We start from the raw sequence: 19,982 nt of genomic DNA on the forward strand, positions 1-19,982 counted from the left end.
AGTTATCCGAACAACCGATACTTAGGTATTAACTAAGATAATTTTTAAAATTATTTACCTGAACCGTTGCTTTAAGGTCGTACAAAAGATTAAAAAGGCCGAAAAAAGTTCGGTTCATATAGAGAAAATGTTTAGATCCCCTATTACCGTTCATTTTTCGAATTTGGGGATCCGTTGAATAACGTTGGCTAAGATCAGCTATTTTAGCCCAAAATATATCCGAACCAAAATCAAAGACCTCCTCATTTAACGGTGAAGTAAACAGGGTCAACATTTCCTTGAAAAGCTCCTTGAAAAAAATGAATTCTTCAGGCGTATCACTGGAGGTCAAAATCTCAAGTTCATACAACTTTTCAACAAAGACCGAGTCATTGGAAATATTCTCCTTTTTAGACAATTCAAAATAAGGTACATAAAACTCATCGGGAATCTCTTTAATACATCCAAAATCTATGGCAATCAAGGTTTCTTGATCACTTACAAGGAAATTTCCGGGATGGGGATCCGCATGAACCTTGCGCAATCCGTGAATTTGGAACATATAAAAGTCCCATAAGGTCTGTCCTAGCTTATTGCCTTGTTCCTTTGTAAAATCGGTCTTGGCAAATTCACTTAAATGAACCCCATGCATCCAATCCATGGTAATGATACGTTCGCTGGACAGGTCTTTATAATATTCTGGAAATTCTAAATTGGGTATAACCGAACAAGATTCGGTAATCTCAATACTTTGCTTCAACTCTAACAAATAATTGGTTTCTTCAACCAATTTATGCTCCATCTCCTTAAAATATTTATCCGAATCATTACCTTGAAGATTGAACATACGAATAGCAATAGGTTTAACCAAGGCCAAATCGCTACTTATACTCTCGGCAACTCCCGGATACTGGATTTTTACTGCCAATTCCTTTCCGTCTTTAGTTGCTTTATGCACTTGGCCTATACTGGCCGCATTGATAGAATCCCGATCGAATGTATCGAAAATATCTTCCGGATATTTACCTAAATACTGCTTAAAGGTTTTACGTACCAATGGGGCGGATAGCGGAGGAACCGAAAACTGTGAAAGGGAAAACTTTTCGACATAAGCCCGCGGCAGTAGGTTTTTCTCCATACTCAACATTTGGGCAACTTTTAGGGCGCTGCCCTTAAGACTTTTAAGTCCGTCATAAATATCACCCGCATTATCCTCATTCAGTTCATCCTTACTATGGTCAGGGTTCACCAACTTTTTGCCGTAATATTTTGCATAATTACCCCCTATCCGTACTCCTGTCTTCACCAGTCTACCGGCCCTTTCTATCTTTCCTGTGGGAATCTTATCAAGTGTTTTCAATATATTATCGGCTTTAAACTAACAATTAAACAAAGGTTTCTTTATAAAGGAATTTCCCGAAATCTATGATATTTTCCAGAGGTGTATTATCGAAAACATCGAAAATGGTATTTACCGACTTTTCTATTGCCATATCGGTTTTTTCGAACCCTTTGGATTCATCATCTTTCCAGAACTTCAATAAAAACAAAAATTGAAACCATGCCCCTTCTGAAAATAATTTAGGATTGAACTTTGTTATTTTTAAAGTTTTATCGGCATTACCATCCTCTATCAAAATGGTTGCAAAATTCTTGATTTGCTTGCGCAGTCCTTTTAACTGTTCCAAGTTTTTTAAAGGGTTATCTTCTTGGTGTAGGGCAAGGAGCACATAACTACGGTTCAAGGTCAATAGTTCGAAAAAAGAATAGAAAAAGGTCAACATCTTATCCTTATTCGAAAAATCGTCGAATTCCTTGTTCTTACGAAGTAAATCTTCTGTATTCTCGAAGAATACACTCCAAATTCGTTTAGGAATCGATTCAAGCGAACCGAAAACCCCGTAAAATTCAGCTTCGGTAATCGAATGCCTTTTACAGAATTTATATACGGACCGTGGTTGGGTTTCATTCTCCAGCACATCATCCATATACATGGTAATTACATCATTTTCTGTAAGTTTCTTTGTTTTTGCTTTTGCTCCCATAGCATATATATATTAATAAATTGGTATAGAATAAAACCGATTCCTTACGATTCGATAGCAGAAAAAACGCACTTTCATCTGAAAGCACGTTTTCAAACAACCTAACCACTAAAACCTGGTAGTAATTGGTTCAACATGACTTTTCATAGCAAAATCAATTCCCAATCCCTACAAAGATAAGACTTGTTTAATCTTTTAGGTTATTAATTAAACAAAATTTTTGTTAAATTTTGAGTCACAGAAATTTAAGTACTTTACCGTGTCAGTTTGTCACCCTTTATAAGTATGGTATTTTTTTTGACAGGTAAGTTTAGATAAATATTAAAAAACTATATAAAATGGCAACAGGCAAAATCAATGTTTCAGTTGATAATATCTTTCCTTTAATAAAGAAGTTCTTATACAGTGATCACGAAATTTTTCTTCGTGAGCTTATTTCAAATGCTACGGATGCGACCCTTAAACTTAAGCACCTTAGTTCTATAGGTGAGGCCAAAGTTGAATATGGCAATCCTATAATAGAGATCAAGGTTGATAAAGAAGGTAAAAAATTGCATATCATTGACCAAGGTCTCGGAATGACCGAAGAGGAAATTAAGAAATACATTAATGAGGTTGCCTTTTCAGGTGCAGAGGAGTTTTTGGACAAATATAAGGATGCAGGTAAGGAAGCCGGTATCATAGGACACTTTGGGCTAGGTTTTTATTCCGCATTCATGGTGGCCGACAAGGTTGAAATCATTACCAAGAGTTTTAAAGATGAACCTGCCGTTCATTGGTCTTGCGACGGTTCACCTGAATTTTCTTTGAAAGAGAGTGATAAAAAAGAAAGAGGTACCGAAATAATTCTTCATATAGCCGAAGATTCTACGGAATTTTTGGAAGAAGGAAGAATTTCCGAATTGTTGAAGAAGTACAATAAATTTATGCCTATCCCGATTAAATTCGGAACAAAAACGGAGACCTTACCAAAACCTGAAGGTGCAAAAGAAGAAGACCCTGCACCGACCAAAGAAGTTGATAACATTATCAACAACCCCAACCCTGCTTGGACCAAACAACCGGCCGATTTAAAAGACGTGGATTACAAGAGCTTCTACAGGGAACTCTACCCGATGCAGTTCGAGGAACCTTTGTTCCATATTCACTTGAATGTTGATTATCCTTTCAACCTTACCGGTATTCTTTATTTTCCAAAACTAACGAACGACCTTAGTGTTCAGAAAGACAGGATCCAACTGTATCAAAACCAAGTTTTCGTAACCGACAATGTTGAAGGTATAGTGCCTGAGTTCTTAACCATGCTAAGGGGTGTCATAGATTCACCGGACATTCCTTTGAACGTTTCACGTTCTTATTTACAGGCCGATGGTGCCGTTAAGAAAATATCGTCTTATATCACCAGAAAGGTTGCCGACAAATTAAATTCGCTCTTCAAGAACAACCGTGAAGAATTTGAGGCAAAATGGAATGACATTAAGATCGTGATCGAATACGGTATGCTTTCCGAAGAGAAATTTTTTGAAAAAGCCGACAAATTTGCCCTTTACCCAACTGTAGATGGTAAATTCTACACTTTTGACGAAATGAAAGAGACTTTAAAGGAAAACCAAACCGATAAAGACGATAAATTGGTTATCCTTTACGCATCTGACAAAGAAGCCCAACATAGTTATATCGAAGCCGCAAAAGCTAAAGGATATGAAGTCTTGTTGATGGATTCCCCAATTATCAGCCACTTGATGCAGAAATTGGAAACAACCAAAGAGAACCTTTCTTTTGCCAGGGTAGACGCTGATCACTTGGACAATCTAATCAAAAAAGAAGATACGCAGATCTCCAAACTTTCCGATGAGGAAAAAGAACGTCTTAAAACCAACTTGGAAGAGGTTATTACCGATAAGGGATACACCATTCAGATGGAGGCTATGGACAGTGATGCCTCACCTTTCATTATTACCGAACCCGAATTTATGCGCAGAATGAAAGAGATGCAGCAAACAGGTGGCGGAGGAATGTTCGGAATGGGCAATATGCCAGAGATGTACAATCTTATCGTGAACACCAACCATGAACTGATAGGGGAAATCCTAAACACTAAAACGGCTAAGAAGAGAGAACGTTTGATCAGTCAATCCTTGGATCTGGCAAGATTATCAAAAGGCTTACTCAAGGGAGAAGAGTTGACCAATTTTATTAAAAGGAGTTACGAAATGGTCAAATAGTTTGGCTACATTTGGCTAAACAACTTCGATAAATGAAGCGAATAATAGTAGGGATAGCACTCCTTTTGGGGTGCTTCTCATTTGCCCAAAAGGCACATCTTAGCATTAAGATAGAAGGCATAGAGTCTGAAAAAGGCAAAATACTTTACACTGTGTTTTCCGACAGGTCAGGTTTTCCAAGTGATGTGGACAAAGCTATCGAAAAGGGCTTGGTTCGTATTGAAAACGGCGAAGCCGACATTGATCTGGACCTACCCAAAGGAGAATATGCCGTAATGGTTTTTCATGATGAAGATGATAATGACGAGCTTAAGACCAACTGGTTCGGAATGCCCAAGGAAGGAGTCGGGAATTCAAACAACCATAAGGGAATACCCAGTTTTAAAAAATCGGTTTTTAAATTGTCAGATGACAAGACCATAAAAATTAATTTGTTTTACATGTAGTCTATCATCAATTATAGAAATGTCTTTTTTAATATTGATAAAACCGAGGTTCTAACCTTGGTTTTTTTTTGCCCAATTACCCATTAGAACAATTAAAATTGTTAACAGTTAATTTCTTATAATTCTAATGCGTATATTAAGATTCAAATTGTAGCTTAATCTATATGTTCGGACCATATGAAATCGATTATAACCTCCAATCGTTTTTGGATATTTTAGGCTTAACACAAGGTATCACCTTAGGGTTCTTGTTATTACTATTGAATTACAAACATCATAGAAGTACTTTTTTTCTAGGTCTTTATCTTCTTTTGTTTTCTTTAAAGTTGGCATATTTTATTCCAAAGGGTTTAAATCTGGAACACACCTTTCCGGAACTGTTCTTACTACCATTTAATTTTTCGTGGTTGCTCTTTCCTGTTTTCTTTGTTTATACTCAAAAAATATCAGTTTTTTCTGATAAAAAAATAAAATTCTGGGTACTCTACCCAGGCTTGGCTTCTTTTGCTCTCCAAGTCTTGATTTACTTTCAACCTTATTCCGTAAAACTATTAATTGCCGACAGTCCAATGTATAAGTTGGTATTTACCTTTTTAGGCATTTTTTATGCTTGGACAATTGGGATTTGGAATTTAATACTATTGAAAAAACATAAAATCGAAGTAGAAAATACTTTCTCGAGTATTGAATACAAAGTCTTGCATTGGGCCCGGTTTTTCTTGATATATAGTATAACAACATCTATAATCATTCATTTACTTTACTTCCTTTCACCTCAAAATTATTTTTTTAAAATTATTTTTTCAATAATAGATCTTATAGCAATTTATTGGGTTGCTATTAATGGTATTAAACAGCGGGATGTTTTATCAGTCTTACCAAAAAACATGACAAAAGAAAACAATGCCGATTCGTCTACACAACGAATTGACATCCCCATGTATTCGAATGAAAGTCATAATAATTTTATGAAAGAAATAGATAAATATGTAAAAGAATCCGAATGTTTCACGCAAAAAGAATTAACCATAATCGATTTGGCCGAGAATCTAAATGTCCACCCGAAACGCATCTCTACAACCATAAATTCTGTTTTATGTCAAAATTTCAATAATTACATTAATGAACTTCGAATAAAAAAAGCGCAAGCCCTACTGAAAAGCAAAAGTTCAAAAAAATTGAGTATTGAAGGTATTGGGCAAGAAGTAGGCTTTCAAAGCAAAAGTGCTTTTTATTCAGCCTTCAAAAAATTTACGGGCACTACCCCGACAAAGTACAAGGAAAAAAATAGGCTATGAATTTAAATCTTGAATAAAATGTCATTGGTTCAATCAATATTACGAACTATCATTAAAGCCTAATTAAGGGAGTTCTTTCCTTTATGAATAATGTAAAAGGCCCTGTTTTAGGGTTAATCTGTACTTATTTCGGAAATCAGGACAGAAACTAACCCTAATATTTTGGTAGTTTTAAAGCCCTCTGGCATATTTACTAAAAAAACTATGTTTTCATCCAATAAGGGACTGGTTCTATTGCTATTTTTGATTTGGTCTTTGTTTATTGCCTATGAGCTTCAAATACAAACCGCTATCAAGGATTACCCTGACTCAATAATCCGTATTGACCTGATTTTATTACCATTTCTGATTATTTTGTCAGGTTATATGATTTATGTTTTACTCAGGGAGCAGAACCCTAACAACAATTAATTATAATACTTTAAAATTTATAATTCTGTTAAGCGATTGCATATCTAAATAAATCAATTTGTTTTGTTTGCAACTACCATATTCCTAAATTAAGTGTTATTGACTTTTTCATGGTATAACATCTTTTATTATAAATAAAATCTTAAAACCACTGTTGATTATACAGTGGTTTCCTATTTTTATAACATGAAGGTAATCGCCACCAATATTGGAAAACCCACGACCATTTTGTGGAATGGAAAAGAAGAGCTGACCGGAATTTACAAGTATCCGACTGAAGAAGCCATAGTATTGGGCGGGACAGATGTTGAAAACGATACGGTAATTGACAGAAAACATCATGGAGGCCCGAACAAAGCATGTTATTTGTTTTCAGCTGATCAATATCCGTATTGGAAAGGCAAATACCCCCATTTGGACTGGAATTGGGGCATGTTCGGTGAAAACCTTACTGTTAAAGGCTTAGATGAGACCAAACTATGTATTGGGGATATCTATCGTATGGGCTCCGCATTAGTTCAGGTTTCCCAACCTAGGGAACCTTGCTATAAACTTGGTATTCGCTTTGGCACCCAAGAAATCCTAAGACAATATATTGACCACGGCCATCCTGGCACCTATGTACGAATACTTGAAGCAGGGAAAGTAAATGAAAATGATTCTTTAACGCTCGTTGAAAAATCAGAAAATCCCCTTACCGTACAGCAGTTTTACCAACTTATTTACGCAAAATATAAAGACCCTAACATTGTAAAATTAGCTATAGAAAACAAGGCCCTTCCTTATTATAAACGGGAACGTTTAAAAAAGTATCTTTAATTATTACGTAATCAGAAACTATGGAAGCCCCTTGGCATCTTTATATCATGGCCGTTATGTTCATCACTGCTGGCATCATGCATTTTGCCAGGCCTAAAATCTACCTTCGCATTTTGCCCAGATATATACCTTCGCCAAAATTAATGGTTGCACTCAGCGGTCTGGTCGAGATACTTGTAGGCCTAGGACTTTGTTTTTCTTTTTCAAAGGTGTATTCCGTATACTTGATTATTGCAATGCTCACGGTTTTTCTCTTGGTCCATTTTTATATGCTCAGTAATGAAAAAGCCGGCGCTGGTATACCACGATGGATATTGATTTTAAGAATACCCATTCAATTCGTACTCATATATTGGGCATATTCGTATTTATAAATAAAAAAAGAGGACCGTTAAGTCCTCTTCTCTCCTAGAATAAAATTAAAACTAACTTAATCAATCTTAATACTGTTGTAAAAAGTATCGCTACCTTTCTTTACTTTGATAATATATTGTCCCTTATGGGCATTTTTGAAGTTAAAAGCCTTTTCTACGATCGCTTGGTTCTCCAATATCTCCTTGGCAACAGTTCTTTCATTACCATCATAAACGGTAATCGCGACATCTTCTTTACTCAAGTTCAGAAGATTAAGATAAACCATCCCTTCTTTCTCAACAAATACTGGTTTGTTTTTCTCAGCCCTGTTTTTGATTGCAACATCTGTATCTTCAATAGAGATAGTGAATGCTGTTTCTTTAATCGCATCTTCAACTTCCAAGAAATAAACGCCGGACTCAAGGCTACTTAAGTTGAACTTTTTAGTGTATTCAGCATTATCTTCAAGACTCTCGGTAAAGATTATGTTACCTTCACCATCTACGAACCTTAGTTCAGCACCGGTAGTAGAGTTGTCGTATTTGAACAATAACGTCTTACTTTCTTTATCTGAACTTATTCTTAAATCCATTTCGTTGGCCATACCTAATGCACTTATAAATAGGAAGGCGATACTTAGTGTAATTTTCATGATTCTTTTCATAACTTTTTGATTTAAAGGGTTAACCTATAATTAATTTTCTTTTTCTTTTTTACTTTTTAATTACATGACAAACTTACGACGACATAGCACCTTCCACTACATCAAGATTTCCCAATTTATATGTTATTTTACCAACCTGATAGATTAACATAATGTTAAGGGATAATATAGAGTATAATTCAGGCAATTTAGTGGATTTCGATGTTTTGATTATAGAATGGACGCTATCAAATATGGAATCAGGTCACGCTAATTATAAAAGAGAATTTGATAGTACATATTTTACCAGGATATGCCCCTAGGAAAGATATATTAATGCAACATGAAAAATCAAGTTTTTATTATGCAGTTGCCTATAGAAGTCGAATATTTACAAGGATAAAGATTACTACATGGAATTCTATAATGAATACAAGCGAATGCTTTTCGTTGCTCCTAAGATTTAGTAATCATTTCTTGGGTGGATTACTTAGCTACCTGTTCCTAATGGTCTAAAGTAATCTATAGTCGCGATCATTGCTAAACGGATCATTTATAAAGAATGGCAATGTAATGGGGGATATAACCGGAGGATATAAGTAAAGGGCACATCCTTATTTCACTCTTGGAAATTAGATATATTCCCAATCTCAAATTTGAATTTTGGACATAAAAAAAGAGGACCGCTAAGTCCTCTTCTCTCCTAGAATAAAATTAAAACTAACTTAATCAATCTTAATACTGTTGTAAAAAGTATCGCTACCTTTCTTTACTTTGATAATATATTGTCCCTTATGGGCGTTTTTGAAGTTAAAAGCTTTTTCTACGATGGCTTGGTTCTCCATTATTTCATTGGCAACAGTTCTTTCACTATCATCATAGACGGTAATTACAACTTCTTCCTTGTTCAAGTTCAACAGGTTCAAGTAAACCATCCCTTCTTTCTCACTGAAGACAGGTTTGTTCTTCTCTAACCTGTTTTCAATGGCTACATTGGTATCCCCTATTGAAATAGTATAGGCCGTTTCTTTAACAGCATCTTCCACTTCCAAGAAATAAATACCGGCCTTAAGAGTACTTAGGTTGAATTTTTTGCTGTATTCTGCATTATCTTCCAGGCTCTCGGTAAAGATTACATTTCCTTCCCCATCTACAAACCTTAATTCTGCATCTGTAGTTGAGTTGTCGTATTTAAACAATAATGTCTTACTTTCTTTATCTGTGCTTATTCTTAAATCCATTTCGTTGGCCATACCTAATGCACTAACAAATAGGAAGGCGAAACTTAGGGAGATTTTCATGAATCTTTTCATAACTTTTTGACTTTGAGGATTAACCTATAATTAATTTTCTTTTTCTTTTATTTTTACATCTTAATTACAGGACAAATTTACGCCCGCTTTACCTCCCCTACTACATCAAGATTTTCTAATTTATATGCTATTTTACCAACCTTATAGGTTAACTTAATGTTAAGGGATAATTTAGAGTATAATTAAGACAATTTAGTAACGTTACGTCGTTTTTCTACTTAAAACATACGATTGAAAAAGTGAATGAAATGCCATTATCATATGTCTTTTTTGAAATATTGGAATACGCATTGGAACTTTCCTTTGATGAGCACGAACCTAATTTTTGGACATCTTCGTTTGCTTGATAAAAAACGTAACATCATGAATATGTTGCCAAGCCTTATTGAATATTCCCAAATGACATACTTGCTATAATATTCTTCTTGCTCTGTAAAAAGTATAAACCATAAAAAAAGAGGGCCACCGCCCTCTTCTCTCCTAGAATAAAATTAAAACTAACTTAATTAATCAATTGCAATACTTTCGTAATAGGTTGCATTTCCCTTCTTAACTTTAATGGTATAATGTCCCTTATGGGCATTGGTGAAGTTGAATGCCTTTTCTACGATTGTTCGGTTCTCTACTATTTCTTTGGAAACAGTTCTATTATCACCATCATAAATGGTTATGGCAACTTCTTCCTTGTCCAAGTTCAAAAGGTTAAGAAAAACCATACCGTCTTTTTCCCTGAATACCGGTTTATTCTTTTCAGATTTATTTCTTATCGCTACGTTCGTATCATCAACAGTGATCGTAAATGCTGTTTCTTTAATCGCATCTTCGACTTGTAAGAAGTAGATACCTGATGCAAGAGTACTTAAATTGAATTTTTTGGTGTATTCCGCATTATCCTCAAGACTCTCGGTAAAGATGACATTTCCTTCAACATCAATGAACCTAAGTTCTGCATCCGTAGTTGAGTTATCATATTTGAACAATAAGGTCTTGCTTTCTTTTTCGGAGATGATTCTTAAGTCCATCTCATTGGCCATTCCTAATGCACTTATTAATAGGAAGGTGATACTTAAGGTGATTTTCATGATTCTTTTCATAACTTTTTAATTTGGAGGGTTTACCTATAATTAATTTTCTTTTATTTCTTTTTTACTATCGAATTACATGGCAAACTTACGTCGGTTTTAAATCCCTGACTACATCAAGATTTCCCATTTTCTATACAATTTTAACACGACAATAGGCTAATATTAAATCATTGGGTAATTTAGTGTATATTCGAGATAATTTAGTGGAGATAGACTATTTATGTACCCTTTAGTATCCTTTTTAAAACAGGCCTCAGGATAATTTTCCTTATTATTTTTTTTATCACAAGACCTTTACCGGGAACCTTCATTATGTAATAAAGTTTGCTGCCGATTTAAATGCATAACAACCGGTGTAGCCCCAATCCTATGAGCACTCATGAATATGAATATCGGCTTATTAGCTATCTTTTAGTGACAGGATCATAAATTGACCTAAAAACAAAAAAGAGGGCTATAAAGCCCTCTTCTAGAATAAAATTAAAACTAACGTAATTAATCAATTGTAATTGATTCAAAATAAGATTCACTGCCTTTCTTCACCTTGATGGTATAATGACCCTTATGGGCTTTTGTGAAATTGAAAGCTTTCTCTATTACCGTTTCATTTTCGAACAATTCATTAGCAACGGTTCTTTCTTCTCCATCATAAACCGTAATAGCAACAACTTCTTTATCCAAGTTCAATAGGTTAAGGTAAACCATCTCATTTTTGGTCCTGAACACTGGCTTGTTCTTTTCAGACTTACCTTTGATCGCAACGTTCGAATCTTCAATAGTAATCGTAAACGCGGTTTCCTTAATGGCATCTTCCACTTCTAAAAAGTAAATACCGGATTTTAGAGTACTTAAATTGAATTTTTTCGAATATTCAGCATTGTCTTCAAGACTTTCGGTGAAAATGACATTTCCTTCACTATCCACGAACCTTAGCTCTGCATCGGTTGTTGAATTATCGTAGTTGAACAATAAGGTCTTACTCTCCTTATCAGAGATAATCCTTAAATCCATTTCGTTTGCCATACCAAAGGCGGTCATTAATAAAAAGGTCGCTCCAAGTGTAATTTTTTTAACTGCTTTCATAACATTTTGTTTTTTTAGGTTAATGATCAATTTTCTTTTTCTTTTTTCGCTTAACAAATAATTACGATACAAACATACATCCAGTCTACCCCTCTTACAACATCATGATTTGCAAGTTTATATGTTATTTTACCATATATTTAGGTTAATTAATTGTTAAGTGGTAATTTTGCATACTATTGAGATAATTTTGCAGAGTTTGGTTCTAAATACCCTTACTAACTTTGCTATTGGAAAAGAAATATTATGCTAAAACAGAAACCTACTTTCGAAGCCATTGAACCCAATTTTGGACATTCTTTCATGTACCAAAAATTCGATGCCAATACGAACAATAAAGTGAATAAGTGGCACTATCATCCCGAGATTGAACTTGTATACGTCAATGGAGGGGCCGGCAAAAGGCAAATTGGTAGCAACTTATCCTATTATACTAACGGTACCCTTATCCTTGTTCCCAGTAATTTACCCCATTGCGGATTTACTGATGAATTAACAGGTAATAGAAGTGAAACGGTAATCCAGATGAAAATGGATTTTCTGGGTGAGAATTTTTTCAATATTCCGGAAATGGTTAAAATCCAAAACCTTTTTGAAATGGCCAAGGGCGGTATTGTTTTCTTCGGAGAGACCAAACAGCGCTTAGGAAAGAAAATGGAGGCTCTTGAGCATTTATCCAATTTTGAGCGTTTACTCTCCATTTTGGATATTTTACATGGCTTGGGAACAACAGAGGAATTCAGGATATTAAACGCTCATGGCTATTCCTTGGAAGCAGATACGAAAGATAATGACCGTATCAATATTGTATTCAATTACGTTAAGAACAATTTTAAAGACGAAATAACCTTACAAGAGATTTCGGATATGGTTAGTATGACCATACCTTCGTTTTGTAGGTATTTTAAAAAGATTACCAATAAGACCTTCGTTCAATTCGTTAACGAGTATCGCTTGGTACATGCATCCAAATTGTTGGCAGAACAACCATTGAGTATAACAGAGGTATGTTTTGAATGTGGATTCAATAATTTTTCACATTTCAACAAATCGTTCAAAGCATTTACAGGTCAGAACCCATCGGCATATAGGAACCAACTGAAAACAGTTCTTCAATAGCATTATCCTATATATGCAGTCGTTAAATTTAATCGATAGTGATATAGTGTACTATCCCGGATTTTTAGGTGCGGCCACGGCTACAGCGTTTTTTAATATATTCAAGAATACCGTTCCTTGGCAACAAGACGATATCAAAGTATTCGGGAAAATTTACCCGCAACCAAGGTTAACGGCATTCTATGGCAATAAGGATAAGACGTATTCGTATGCCAATATTACCATGCAACCTAGACCCTTTTCACAAGAATTGATGAAAATCAAGGCCCTGATTGAAAATAAAACCCAAATTGATTTCAATGCCTGTCTTTTAAACCTCTACAGAAATGGGAAAGATAGCAACGGTTGGCATTCCGATGATGAAAAAGAGCTTGGTGATAAGCCTGTCATAGCCTCTATAAGTTTGGGTGAAAATCGGTTTTTTCATTTACGACATAAAAAACATAAAGAACTTAGATACAAATTGTTATTGGAACATGGTAGCCTATTGCTGATGAAGGGAGAGACACAACATCAATGGCACCATCAATTACCGAAAACGGCAAAACAGATTGGGGAACGTATAAACCTTACTTTTAGGGTATTGAAATAAAAAAAACCGGTTACGTCATCCGTACCGGTTTTTTTTATACCCTTTATTCCAAGTTAAGCACTGCCTTTAGCGAACGGGTCACTGCACTAATGTCCTCATGCGCAACTACACTAATATAACTTCAAATGGTATGCCAAGTTGTAATTTTTCGACAAAATTCCACTTTTAAGGTTCAGTGAACCAAAGAGTTATCGACTTTAATGCCCGTACTTCAATAAAAAATTCATTTAAAAAGGTTGTTCAGCACACTGGCCAAACGCAATCCTCCTTTTTGTAGTTGAGTCTCAACCGTACCCCACCACATATAACTGTAGCGATAAGAAAGCTTCTCCCCTACTTCTACTGAATCATATAATTTATCGGCGATTAGTTGGGATTCTTTTACCCAATCCAAAATAGTACCTTGTTGTATGTTCTTGATTTCCTTTTTATCCAACTTTGGAAACGAATGCGCAAGTTCAGTAAAACTCATGCCATAATCATCGATCATATTGGAATCCCACACTCTATGAAGGTTTGTTCCCCTACCAAACCATTGCAATTGAATATCGTTACCTCCTTTGTCCTCAACCCTACCTACATGCATAGGTTGATGCAGATCACCGATTAAATGAACCAACATTTTAAGATAAAACACCCGATCTTCCTTGGGGTTATCTTCGTTTTGAATAATCTCAAGACATTTTTGAACACCCACAACCAAATCCCCGTATTTACTAGGTTCAATATCTTTATAATCCTTACCAGGAGGAATGTTCACATAATGCCACGCACTGAATTCCTTATATTTTCTGTCGGCCTTTATTTCATCGGCAAAATTTGAAATTGATGCCAGACTTTGCCCATCCAACAATTTATATATAGCACGCTTTGCTTTTCCTGAAAGTTGCTCTTGTGCAATATCCCCGATTACCCTATGCCCCGTTTTGGACCAATATGGTGAGTTTCCTAAGGCAATTTGTCCGATCAATAAGAAGAGGACGACAATTTTTTTCATGTTCTTTATTTGTTTCAAAATTAGAAAAAGCTTTTTAATCTAATGTTAACTCTTGGTCCATTTTAAATTTTTAGTTTGATATTGCGTACTTTAAATTCTATGATTTGGTTTCAAGAAAAAGAAAACATGTTCTTCCCAAGCTTCTGCTAAGATCATTACTTGCGGTAGCACTATTAATTTTCACTTTCATATTAAGTGTCCGCTTAGGACTTTGGGGAGAAATACCAAGTGATAAGGAACTTTCCACATTTCATTACAGTAGAGCTTCCGAAGTTTATTCGGCCGATAGTGTTTTGATCGGCAAATTCTATTTGAACGACCAGCAACCCATTCTATTTGAGAACATTCCCGAGCATGTTAAAAATGCTTTGACCGCTATTGAAGATGAACGTTTTTATGAACATTCTGGCATTGATTACAGAAGCCTGATCCGTGTAGCGGTAAAAACGATAGCCTTGCAAAACAGATCATCTGGGGGAGGAAGTACATTGACACAACAATTGGCAAAAAACCTATACCCCAGAAAAGAGCGAAATAAAACTACCCTTATAGTCGACAAGATAAAGGAAATGATCATCGCCAAAAGGTTGGAAAAACTTTTTACCAAAGATGAAATACTTACACATTATTTAAACACCGTCTCGTTTGGGGGCAACACCTATGGTATTGAAAGTGCCGCACTAAAATTCTTCAACAAACCTACTGGTGAACTTACTGTTGAAGAGGCTGCGACCCTTATAGGCATGCTAAAAGCCACTTATAGTTATAACCCTAGGTTATTCCCTAAAAAAAGCTTCGCGAGAAGAAATCTGGTATTGGTCGCAATGGCGAACAACGGTTTTATTGATACAATTGAAAAAGATAGCCTTATTGATCTACCGTTGAAACTAAATTATCGGGAATTTGATCATGATATGGGTTTGGCCCCATACTTCAGGGAAGAAGTACGAAAAAAGGTCAGGGATTGGTGTAAACAACAAAATGAAAGTGGTGCGGATTATAATCTGTATACCTCAGGTTTGAAAATATACACCACCTTGGATTCCGAAATGCAAGCATTGGCAGAAGAAACCATGACAATACACATGGCCTCGCTTCAAAAAAAGTTTGAGCAGAGTTATGGCAATAATGCTCCTTGGATAAAGAATAATGCTCTTATCAATAAAATGGTAAAAAGAACACCAGCCTATCAAAAATTAAAAACACTTGGATGGTCCGAACCTAGAATAATGGATTCACTCAAAAAAAAGAGATTAATGACTTTGGGTGATTGGTCTGGGGAAAAACCTGTAAATGCCAGCACCATAGACAGCGTACAACATTATATGAGATTTCTCAACATAGGTTCTTTAGCGGTCGACCCCAGTACTGGTGCCGTAAAAACATGGATCGGCGGTATCAATTACAAACATTTTAAATACGACCATATAGCCCAAAGTAAACGGCAGGTCGGTTCAACTTTCAAACCCATCGTGTATACCGCAGCACTAGAAACGGGACTTTCCCCTTGTACCTATTTTTCTGCGCAAGAGGTCGCCTATGAAAATCTAAAAGGTTGGTCACCAAGCAACTCAGGAAAAAAAGATGAAGCTTACCTCAACTATACCATGGAAATGGCCTTAAGCAATTCAGTAAATACAGTGGCCGTAAAGGTTTTGGAAAAATCCGGCATAGACAAAGTTATTGAACAGGCCAAAAAAATGGGGATACGTTCAGAACTGCCCCACCAACCCTCCTTAGCATTAGGTACTGGGGAACTTTATGTTACCGAATTAGCCCAGGCCTACACGAGTTATGTAAATGACGGGGTCGCCGTAGCACCCTACATTATCGAAACCATAACCAACCAAAATGATTCAATTTTATCTCATTTTAGACCCAAAAAGACGAATAAAAGCGCCTTTTCGAATAAAACAGGGGATATAATGCTGGAAATGATGAAATCTACTATTGATCAAGGAACGGCATCCCGAATACGTTCAACGTATAAGCTGAAAAACGATATAGCCGGAAAAACCGGCACGACCCAAAACAATAAGGATGCGTGGTTCGTGGCCATAACACCAAAACTGGTACATGTAAGTTGGGTGGGCCTAGACAACCATGAAATAGGATTTAAGAACACAAGTCTTGGACAAGGGGCAAATGCCGCCCTTCCCTTATTCGCGCTTTGGTATCAAAAATTGAATGGCAATTCCAATTACAACTCGATTACCAAAGCCAGATTCAAGAAAACCGACAGTTCAGTACTGGACCTATTGGATTGCGAACCCATAAAACGGGATGGTTTTTTTAAACGCCTTTTCAAGAATCCCAATAAAAAGAAAGTTAAAAAGTTCAGGCAATAAGGTATAACACCACACGGCAGAAAGCTTCCCTCCAAATTACAATCCAGTATTTTTAATAAAACAATAAAACACGAATTGTTTTTATCGTATTTTAACACTTATATTTTTATTGCCGTAAAAATAATCGTCAATCTATAGCTATTTGACATTACTTTACCATTATAATATCCTAAATTTGAGGACCAAGCCAGCTAAACCAACTCTCCATGTTAAAATACGTCAGTGTTCTAGCACTTATTTTTTCTCCCTTATTCATCATTGCCCAAATTCACCAGAAGAGTTTCACGGTAAATGCCATTTCAAACTTAGAGACCATTAATCCCGATGGAGCCCTGGACGAGGCTGTTTGGCATAAAGCAGATAGTGCAAAGGAATTCTGGCAATATTTTCCATCGGACTCTATTCAAGCGACCAAACAGACCGATATCAAAATGCTTGTTGACGATGAATTCCTTTATATAGGTATTACTGTTTATACTTTAGGAAAAGATTACAAAGTACAATCCCTTAAAAGGGATTTCAGGGCTGGGAACAGTGATAATATTACGCTACTTTTCGACACGTTCAACGATGGTAACAATGCCTTTTTATTCGGCATAAACCCTTTTGGGGTTCGCCGGGAAGGATTAGTATCAGGTGGGGGCAATGACCTAAGCGGATTTACCATTTCGTGGGATACCAAATGGAAAGGGGATTCAAAAATTTATGAAGACCACTATACTTCCGAACTCATTATTCCCCTTACGGCCTTTAAGTTTAGGGAAGGAGAGACAAAATGGCGTTTCAATAGCTATCGTTTCGATACCCAATCGAATGAGAACAGTACTTGGATGAATATTCCCCAAAACCAGAATATTTATGGCCTTACCTTCATGGGTGACATGATTTTTGAAAGGCCATTGGGAAAATCAAGGAGTCCTATTGCCATCATCCCATTTGTTAATACCATCTCACAAAATGATTATGAGAACGAAGAAAAAACCAACAATATCAAAATAGGCGGTGACGCCAAATTTGCTATTGGCAATAGCATGAATTTGGATATCACCGTGAATCCTGATTTTTCACAGGTAGAAGTTGATGACCAAGTAACCAATCTTACGCGGTTCGAAATTTCGCTCCCGGAAAAAAGGCAGTTCTTCATTGATAACAGTGATCTATTCTCAAGTTACGGCGATGACCGCGATGGAAATCCGTTTTTTTCACGAAGAATCGGTATTGCCACCGATACTGCGGACAATTCCATAGAAAACAAAATTCTCGGAGGAATAAGATTAAGCGGCAAACTGAACAAAAGTTTACGCCTTGGCTTTCTCGATATACAGACCCAGGCCGATGAAGAGAACCTTATCGCCTCTAACAATAATATGATGTTCGCCCTTCAGCAACGTGTATTCGGCCGTTCCAATATCAGTATGTTCTTTATTAACCGGCAAACCTTCAAAGATTACGACTTTCAGGAAGATGAAGATAGATACAACCGCGTTTTAGGTATCGATTATGATCTTATATCCAAGGGAAATAGATGGAACGGGAAATTTTTTGTTCATAAATCCTTTGCGCATAACAGTGGGGATAAAGATGCCTCTGCAGGAATAAAGCTCGATTACAACTCAAGATACTATAACACTTTTTCAAAATTGGTATACGTAGGTGAAGATTTTAGGTCTGATCTAGGTTATATCCGTAGAACTGATATTTTAAAGGGCTATGTAGGTATAGAAAAGGTGTTTTGGCCAAAAAAAGGTTTTATCAACACCCATAGTTTTAAGGCTTTTCCCATTTTTATTTGGAGTCCGAGTATGGATTTACAAAATACAGATTATACCTTTCGGGGTGAATGGGAAGCCAAATTCGTAGATTTTTCGAACATTAGTATCAGTTTAAACAATAAATATACTTTCTTGACCGATGAGTTTGAGCCAACAGGATTGGATGATGCCGTGGCATTGCCAGAGAACGTGGGCTACCACTACAACAATGTACAATTGGAATATTCCTCTGATCGGCGAAAACTTTTTTCTTATGAACTGGAAACGACTTTAGGAAGTTTTTTCAATGGCAAACGATATTCGGTTCAAGGGAGTATGACGTACCGTTTTCAACCCAAAGTATTCATTTCTATGTTGGTTGACTATAATAGGATAGAACTGCCCGAACCCTATGCCAGCGCCGATTTATGGCTATTAAGTCCAAAAATAGACGTCACCTTCAACAAATCACTTTTTTGGTCCACCTTAGTTCAATATAGCACCCAACAGGATAATTTAGGACTGAACTCTAGGTTGCAATGGAGGTTTGCTCCCTTGTCAGATTTGTATTTGGTGTATAATGACAATTATTTTGTCAATACCTTTGCACCCAGAATGCGATCTATAAACCTGAAGTTTACATACTGGCTAAATATTTAGAATGAACCACAAAATACTATGTTCCGATTTGGATGGCACCCTGCTATCCACAAAAAGTGACGTATCCCCATTTACCATATCAGAAATCAACCGAATTAGACCAACAACCAAGATTATCCTAGTTTCGGCCAGAATGCCAAAATCAATGCGATATATACAAAAAGACCTTGGTATTGCCCATGAACCTATCATTTGTTACAATGGAGCGTTGGTAATCGATGGCGAAGAAGATATTCACTCTGCCATTATTGAAGCCGAGACCCTTGAATCATTGTATGAACTAACAAAAGAACACAGCATTAAATTAGGCCTGTATTATAAGGATGAATGGTTTGTTGAAGAAAATTCGGAACGAGTCAACAAAGAGATCAACAATACCAAGACAGATCCCGTTTATCAAAAAAATTCAGAGACGATCAAAGATTGGAAAAATCGAAAAGTCGGTGCACATAAAATAATGCTTATGGGTACCTTTGAAACAATTGAACGCATACAACCGAAACTTTTGTCCTTATACTCCAATAAATTGAACATTTATCGCTCTAACGATACATTAATAGAAGTAAGCCCAAAATCCGTATCAAAACTTTCGGCCATAGAGCTATTGATCAAAGACACGCATAGCCTAAACGATATTATCGCTTTTGGGGACAATTATAATGATGCAGAAATGCTTCAACAGGTAAATTGTGGCGTAGCTATGGGCAATGCCCGTGATGAAGTGAAAAATATTGCCGACCACACCACATTGTGCAATACGCAGGACGGCGTAGCAAGTTTTCTAAACCAACATTTTAAGATTTAACTATATTTG

The 19,982-nt window shown here is 36.1% G+C and carries 17 protein-coding genes; 10 read left to right on the plus strand and 7 right to left on the minus strand.

Annotated features, from left to right (window positions below):
• Window positions 1-28: 28 nt before the first annotated feature.
• Both R3X28_RS11045 and R3X28_RS11050 read right to left on the minus strand, forming a co-directional pair.
• Window positions 29-1,339, minus strand: a complete 1,311-nt coding sequence (locus R3X28_RS11045) for an ABC1 kinase family protein (protein WP_317664301.1) — start codon at window positions 1,337-1,339, stop codon at window positions 29-31.
• Between the two features lie 25 nt (window positions 1,340-1,364).
• Entirely contained in the window at window positions 1,365-2,024 is a 660-nt protein-coding gene (locus R3X28_RS11050; protein WP_154368540.1) for a TetR family transcriptional regulator C-terminal domain-containing protein, read from the minus strand.
• 338 nt (window positions 2,025-2,362) lie between these two features.
• Between R3X28_RS11050 and htpG the strand changes: the two genes are divergently transcribed.
• The 5 genes from htpG (at window position 2,363) to R3X28_RS11075 (ending at window position 7,597) form a co-directional block, all read left to right on the plus strand.
• A complete protein-coding gene (gene htpG / locus R3X28_RS11055) occupies window positions 2,363-4,249 on the plus strand; it encodes a molecular chaperone HtpG (RefSeq protein ID WP_282056127.1) in 1,887 nt (628 codons plus the stop codon).
• 32 nt (window positions 4,250-4,281) lie between these two features.
• A complete protein-coding gene (locus R3X28_RS11060; RefSeq protein WP_154368543.1) occupies window positions 4,282-4,695 on the plus strand; it encodes a DUF2141 domain-containing protein in 414 nt (137 codons plus the stop codon).
• 887 nt (window positions 4,696-5,582) lie between these two features.
• On the plus strand, window positions 5,583-5,993 hold the full coding sequence (locus R3X28_RS11065) for an AraC family transcriptional regulator (protein ID WP_317664303.1): 411 nt from the start codon (window positions 5,583-5,585) through the stop codon (window positions 5,991-5,993).
• Between the two features lie 597 nt (window positions 5,994-6,590).
• Complete coding sequence (locus R3X28_RS11070; RefSeq protein WP_317664305.1) at window positions 6,591-7,223, plus strand: MOSC domain-containing protein; 633 nt, start codon at window positions 6,591-6,593, stop codon at window positions 7,221-7,223.
• Window positions 7,224-7,243: 20 nt separating this feature from the next.
• Window positions 7,244-7,597, plus strand: a complete 354-nt coding sequence (locus R3X28_RS11075) for a MauE/DoxX family redox-associated membrane protein (RefSeq protein WP_317664307.1) — start codon at window positions 7,244-7,246, stop codon at window positions 7,595-7,597.
• Between the two features lie 56 nt (window positions 7,598-7,653).
• Here R3X28_RS11075 and R3X28_RS11080 read toward each other — a convergent pair whose 3' ends face one another.
• The 4 genes from R3X28_RS11080 to R3X28_RS11095 all read right to left on the minus strand — a co-directional run bounded on the left by R3X28_RS11080 (window position 7,654) and on the right by R3X28_RS11095 (window position 11,701).
• Complete coding sequence (locus R3X28_RS11080) at window positions 7,654-8,241, minus strand: T9SS type A sorting domain-containing protein (RefSeq protein WP_282056124.1); 588 nt, start codon at window positions 8,239-8,241, stop codon at window positions 7,654-7,656.
• Between the two features lie 704 nt (window positions 8,242-8,945).
• Window positions 8,946-9,533 carry a T9SS type A sorting domain-containing protein gene (locus tag R3X28_RS11085; RefSeq protein ID WP_317664309.1) on the minus strand — a complete coding sequence of 196 codons (588 nt, stop codon included), beginning with the start codon at window positions 9,531-9,533 and terminating at the stop codon, window positions 8,946-8,948.
• Window positions 9,534-10,039: 506 nt separating this feature from the next.
• Window positions 10,040-10,627, minus strand: coding sequence for a T9SS type A sorting domain-containing protein (locus tag R3X28_RS11090; RefSeq protein ID WP_317664311.1), 588 nt, complete (start codon window positions 10,625-10,627; stop codon window positions 10,040-10,042).
• A 486-nt stretch (window positions 10,628-11,113) separates the two neighbouring features.
• Window positions 11,114-11,701 carry a T9SS type A sorting domain-containing protein gene (locus R3X28_RS11095; RefSeq protein ID WP_154368555.1) on the minus strand — a complete coding sequence of 196 codons (588 nt, stop codon included), beginning with the start codon at window positions 11,699-11,701 and terminating at the stop codon, window positions 11,114-11,116.
• 246 nt (window positions 11,702-11,947) lie between these two features.
• Between R3X28_RS11095 and R3X28_RS11100 the strand changes: the two genes are divergently transcribed.
• Together R3X28_RS11100 and R3X28_RS11105 are read left to right on the plus strand one after the other, a co-directional pair.
• Window positions 11,948-12,820, plus strand: a complete 873-nt coding sequence (locus tag R3X28_RS11100) for an AraC family transcriptional regulator (protein WP_154368557.1) — start codon at window positions 11,948-11,950, stop codon at window positions 12,818-12,820.
• Between the two features lie 13 nt (window positions 12,821-12,833).
• Complete coding sequence (locus tag R3X28_RS11105) at window positions 12,834-13,412, plus strand: alpha-ketoglutarate-dependent dioxygenase AlkB family protein (RefSeq protein ID WP_317664314.1); 579 nt, start codon at window positions 12,834-12,836, stop codon at window positions 13,410-13,412.
• Between the two features lie 223 nt (window positions 13,413-13,635).
• Here the strand turns inward: R3X28_RS11105 and R3X28_RS11110 are convergent, their stop codons facing one another.
• On the minus strand, window positions 13,636-14,409 hold the full coding sequence (locus R3X28_RS11110; RefSeq protein WP_317664316.1) for a S1/P1 nuclease: 774 nt from the start codon (window positions 14,407-14,409) through the stop codon (window positions 13,636-13,638).
• A gap of 104 nt (window positions 14,410-14,513) precedes the next feature.
• Here R3X28_RS11110 and R3X28_RS11115 point away from each other — a divergent pair, with 104 nt between their 5' ends.
• The 3 genes from R3X28_RS11115 to R3X28_RS11125 all read left to right on the plus strand — a co-directional run bounded on the left by R3X28_RS11115 (window position 14,514) and on the right by R3X28_RS11125 (window position 19,973).
• Entirely contained in the window at window positions 14,514-16,757 is a 2,244-nt protein-coding gene (locus R3X28_RS11115) for a transglycosylase domain-containing protein (RefSeq protein WP_317664318.1), read from the plus strand.
• 206 nt (window positions 16,758-16,963) lie between these two features.
• Window positions 16,964-19,168, plus strand: a complete 2,205-nt coding sequence (locus R3X28_RS11120) for a DUF5916 domain-containing protein (protein WP_317664320.1) — start codon at window positions 16,964-16,966, stop codon at window positions 19,166-19,168.
• Window position 19,169: 1 nt separating this feature from the next.
• Window positions 19,170-19,973, plus strand: coding sequence for an HAD family hydrolase (locus R3X28_RS11125; RefSeq protein WP_317664321.1), 804 nt, complete (start codon window positions 19,170-19,172; stop codon window positions 19,971-19,973).
• Window positions 19,974-19,982 lie beyond the last annotated feature (9 nt).

Source organism: Maribacter sp. TH_r10 (assembly GCF_033101095.1).
Lineage (GTDB): Bacteria > Bacteroidota > Bacteroidia > Flavobacteriales > Flavobacteriaceae > Maribacter_A > Maribacter_A luteus.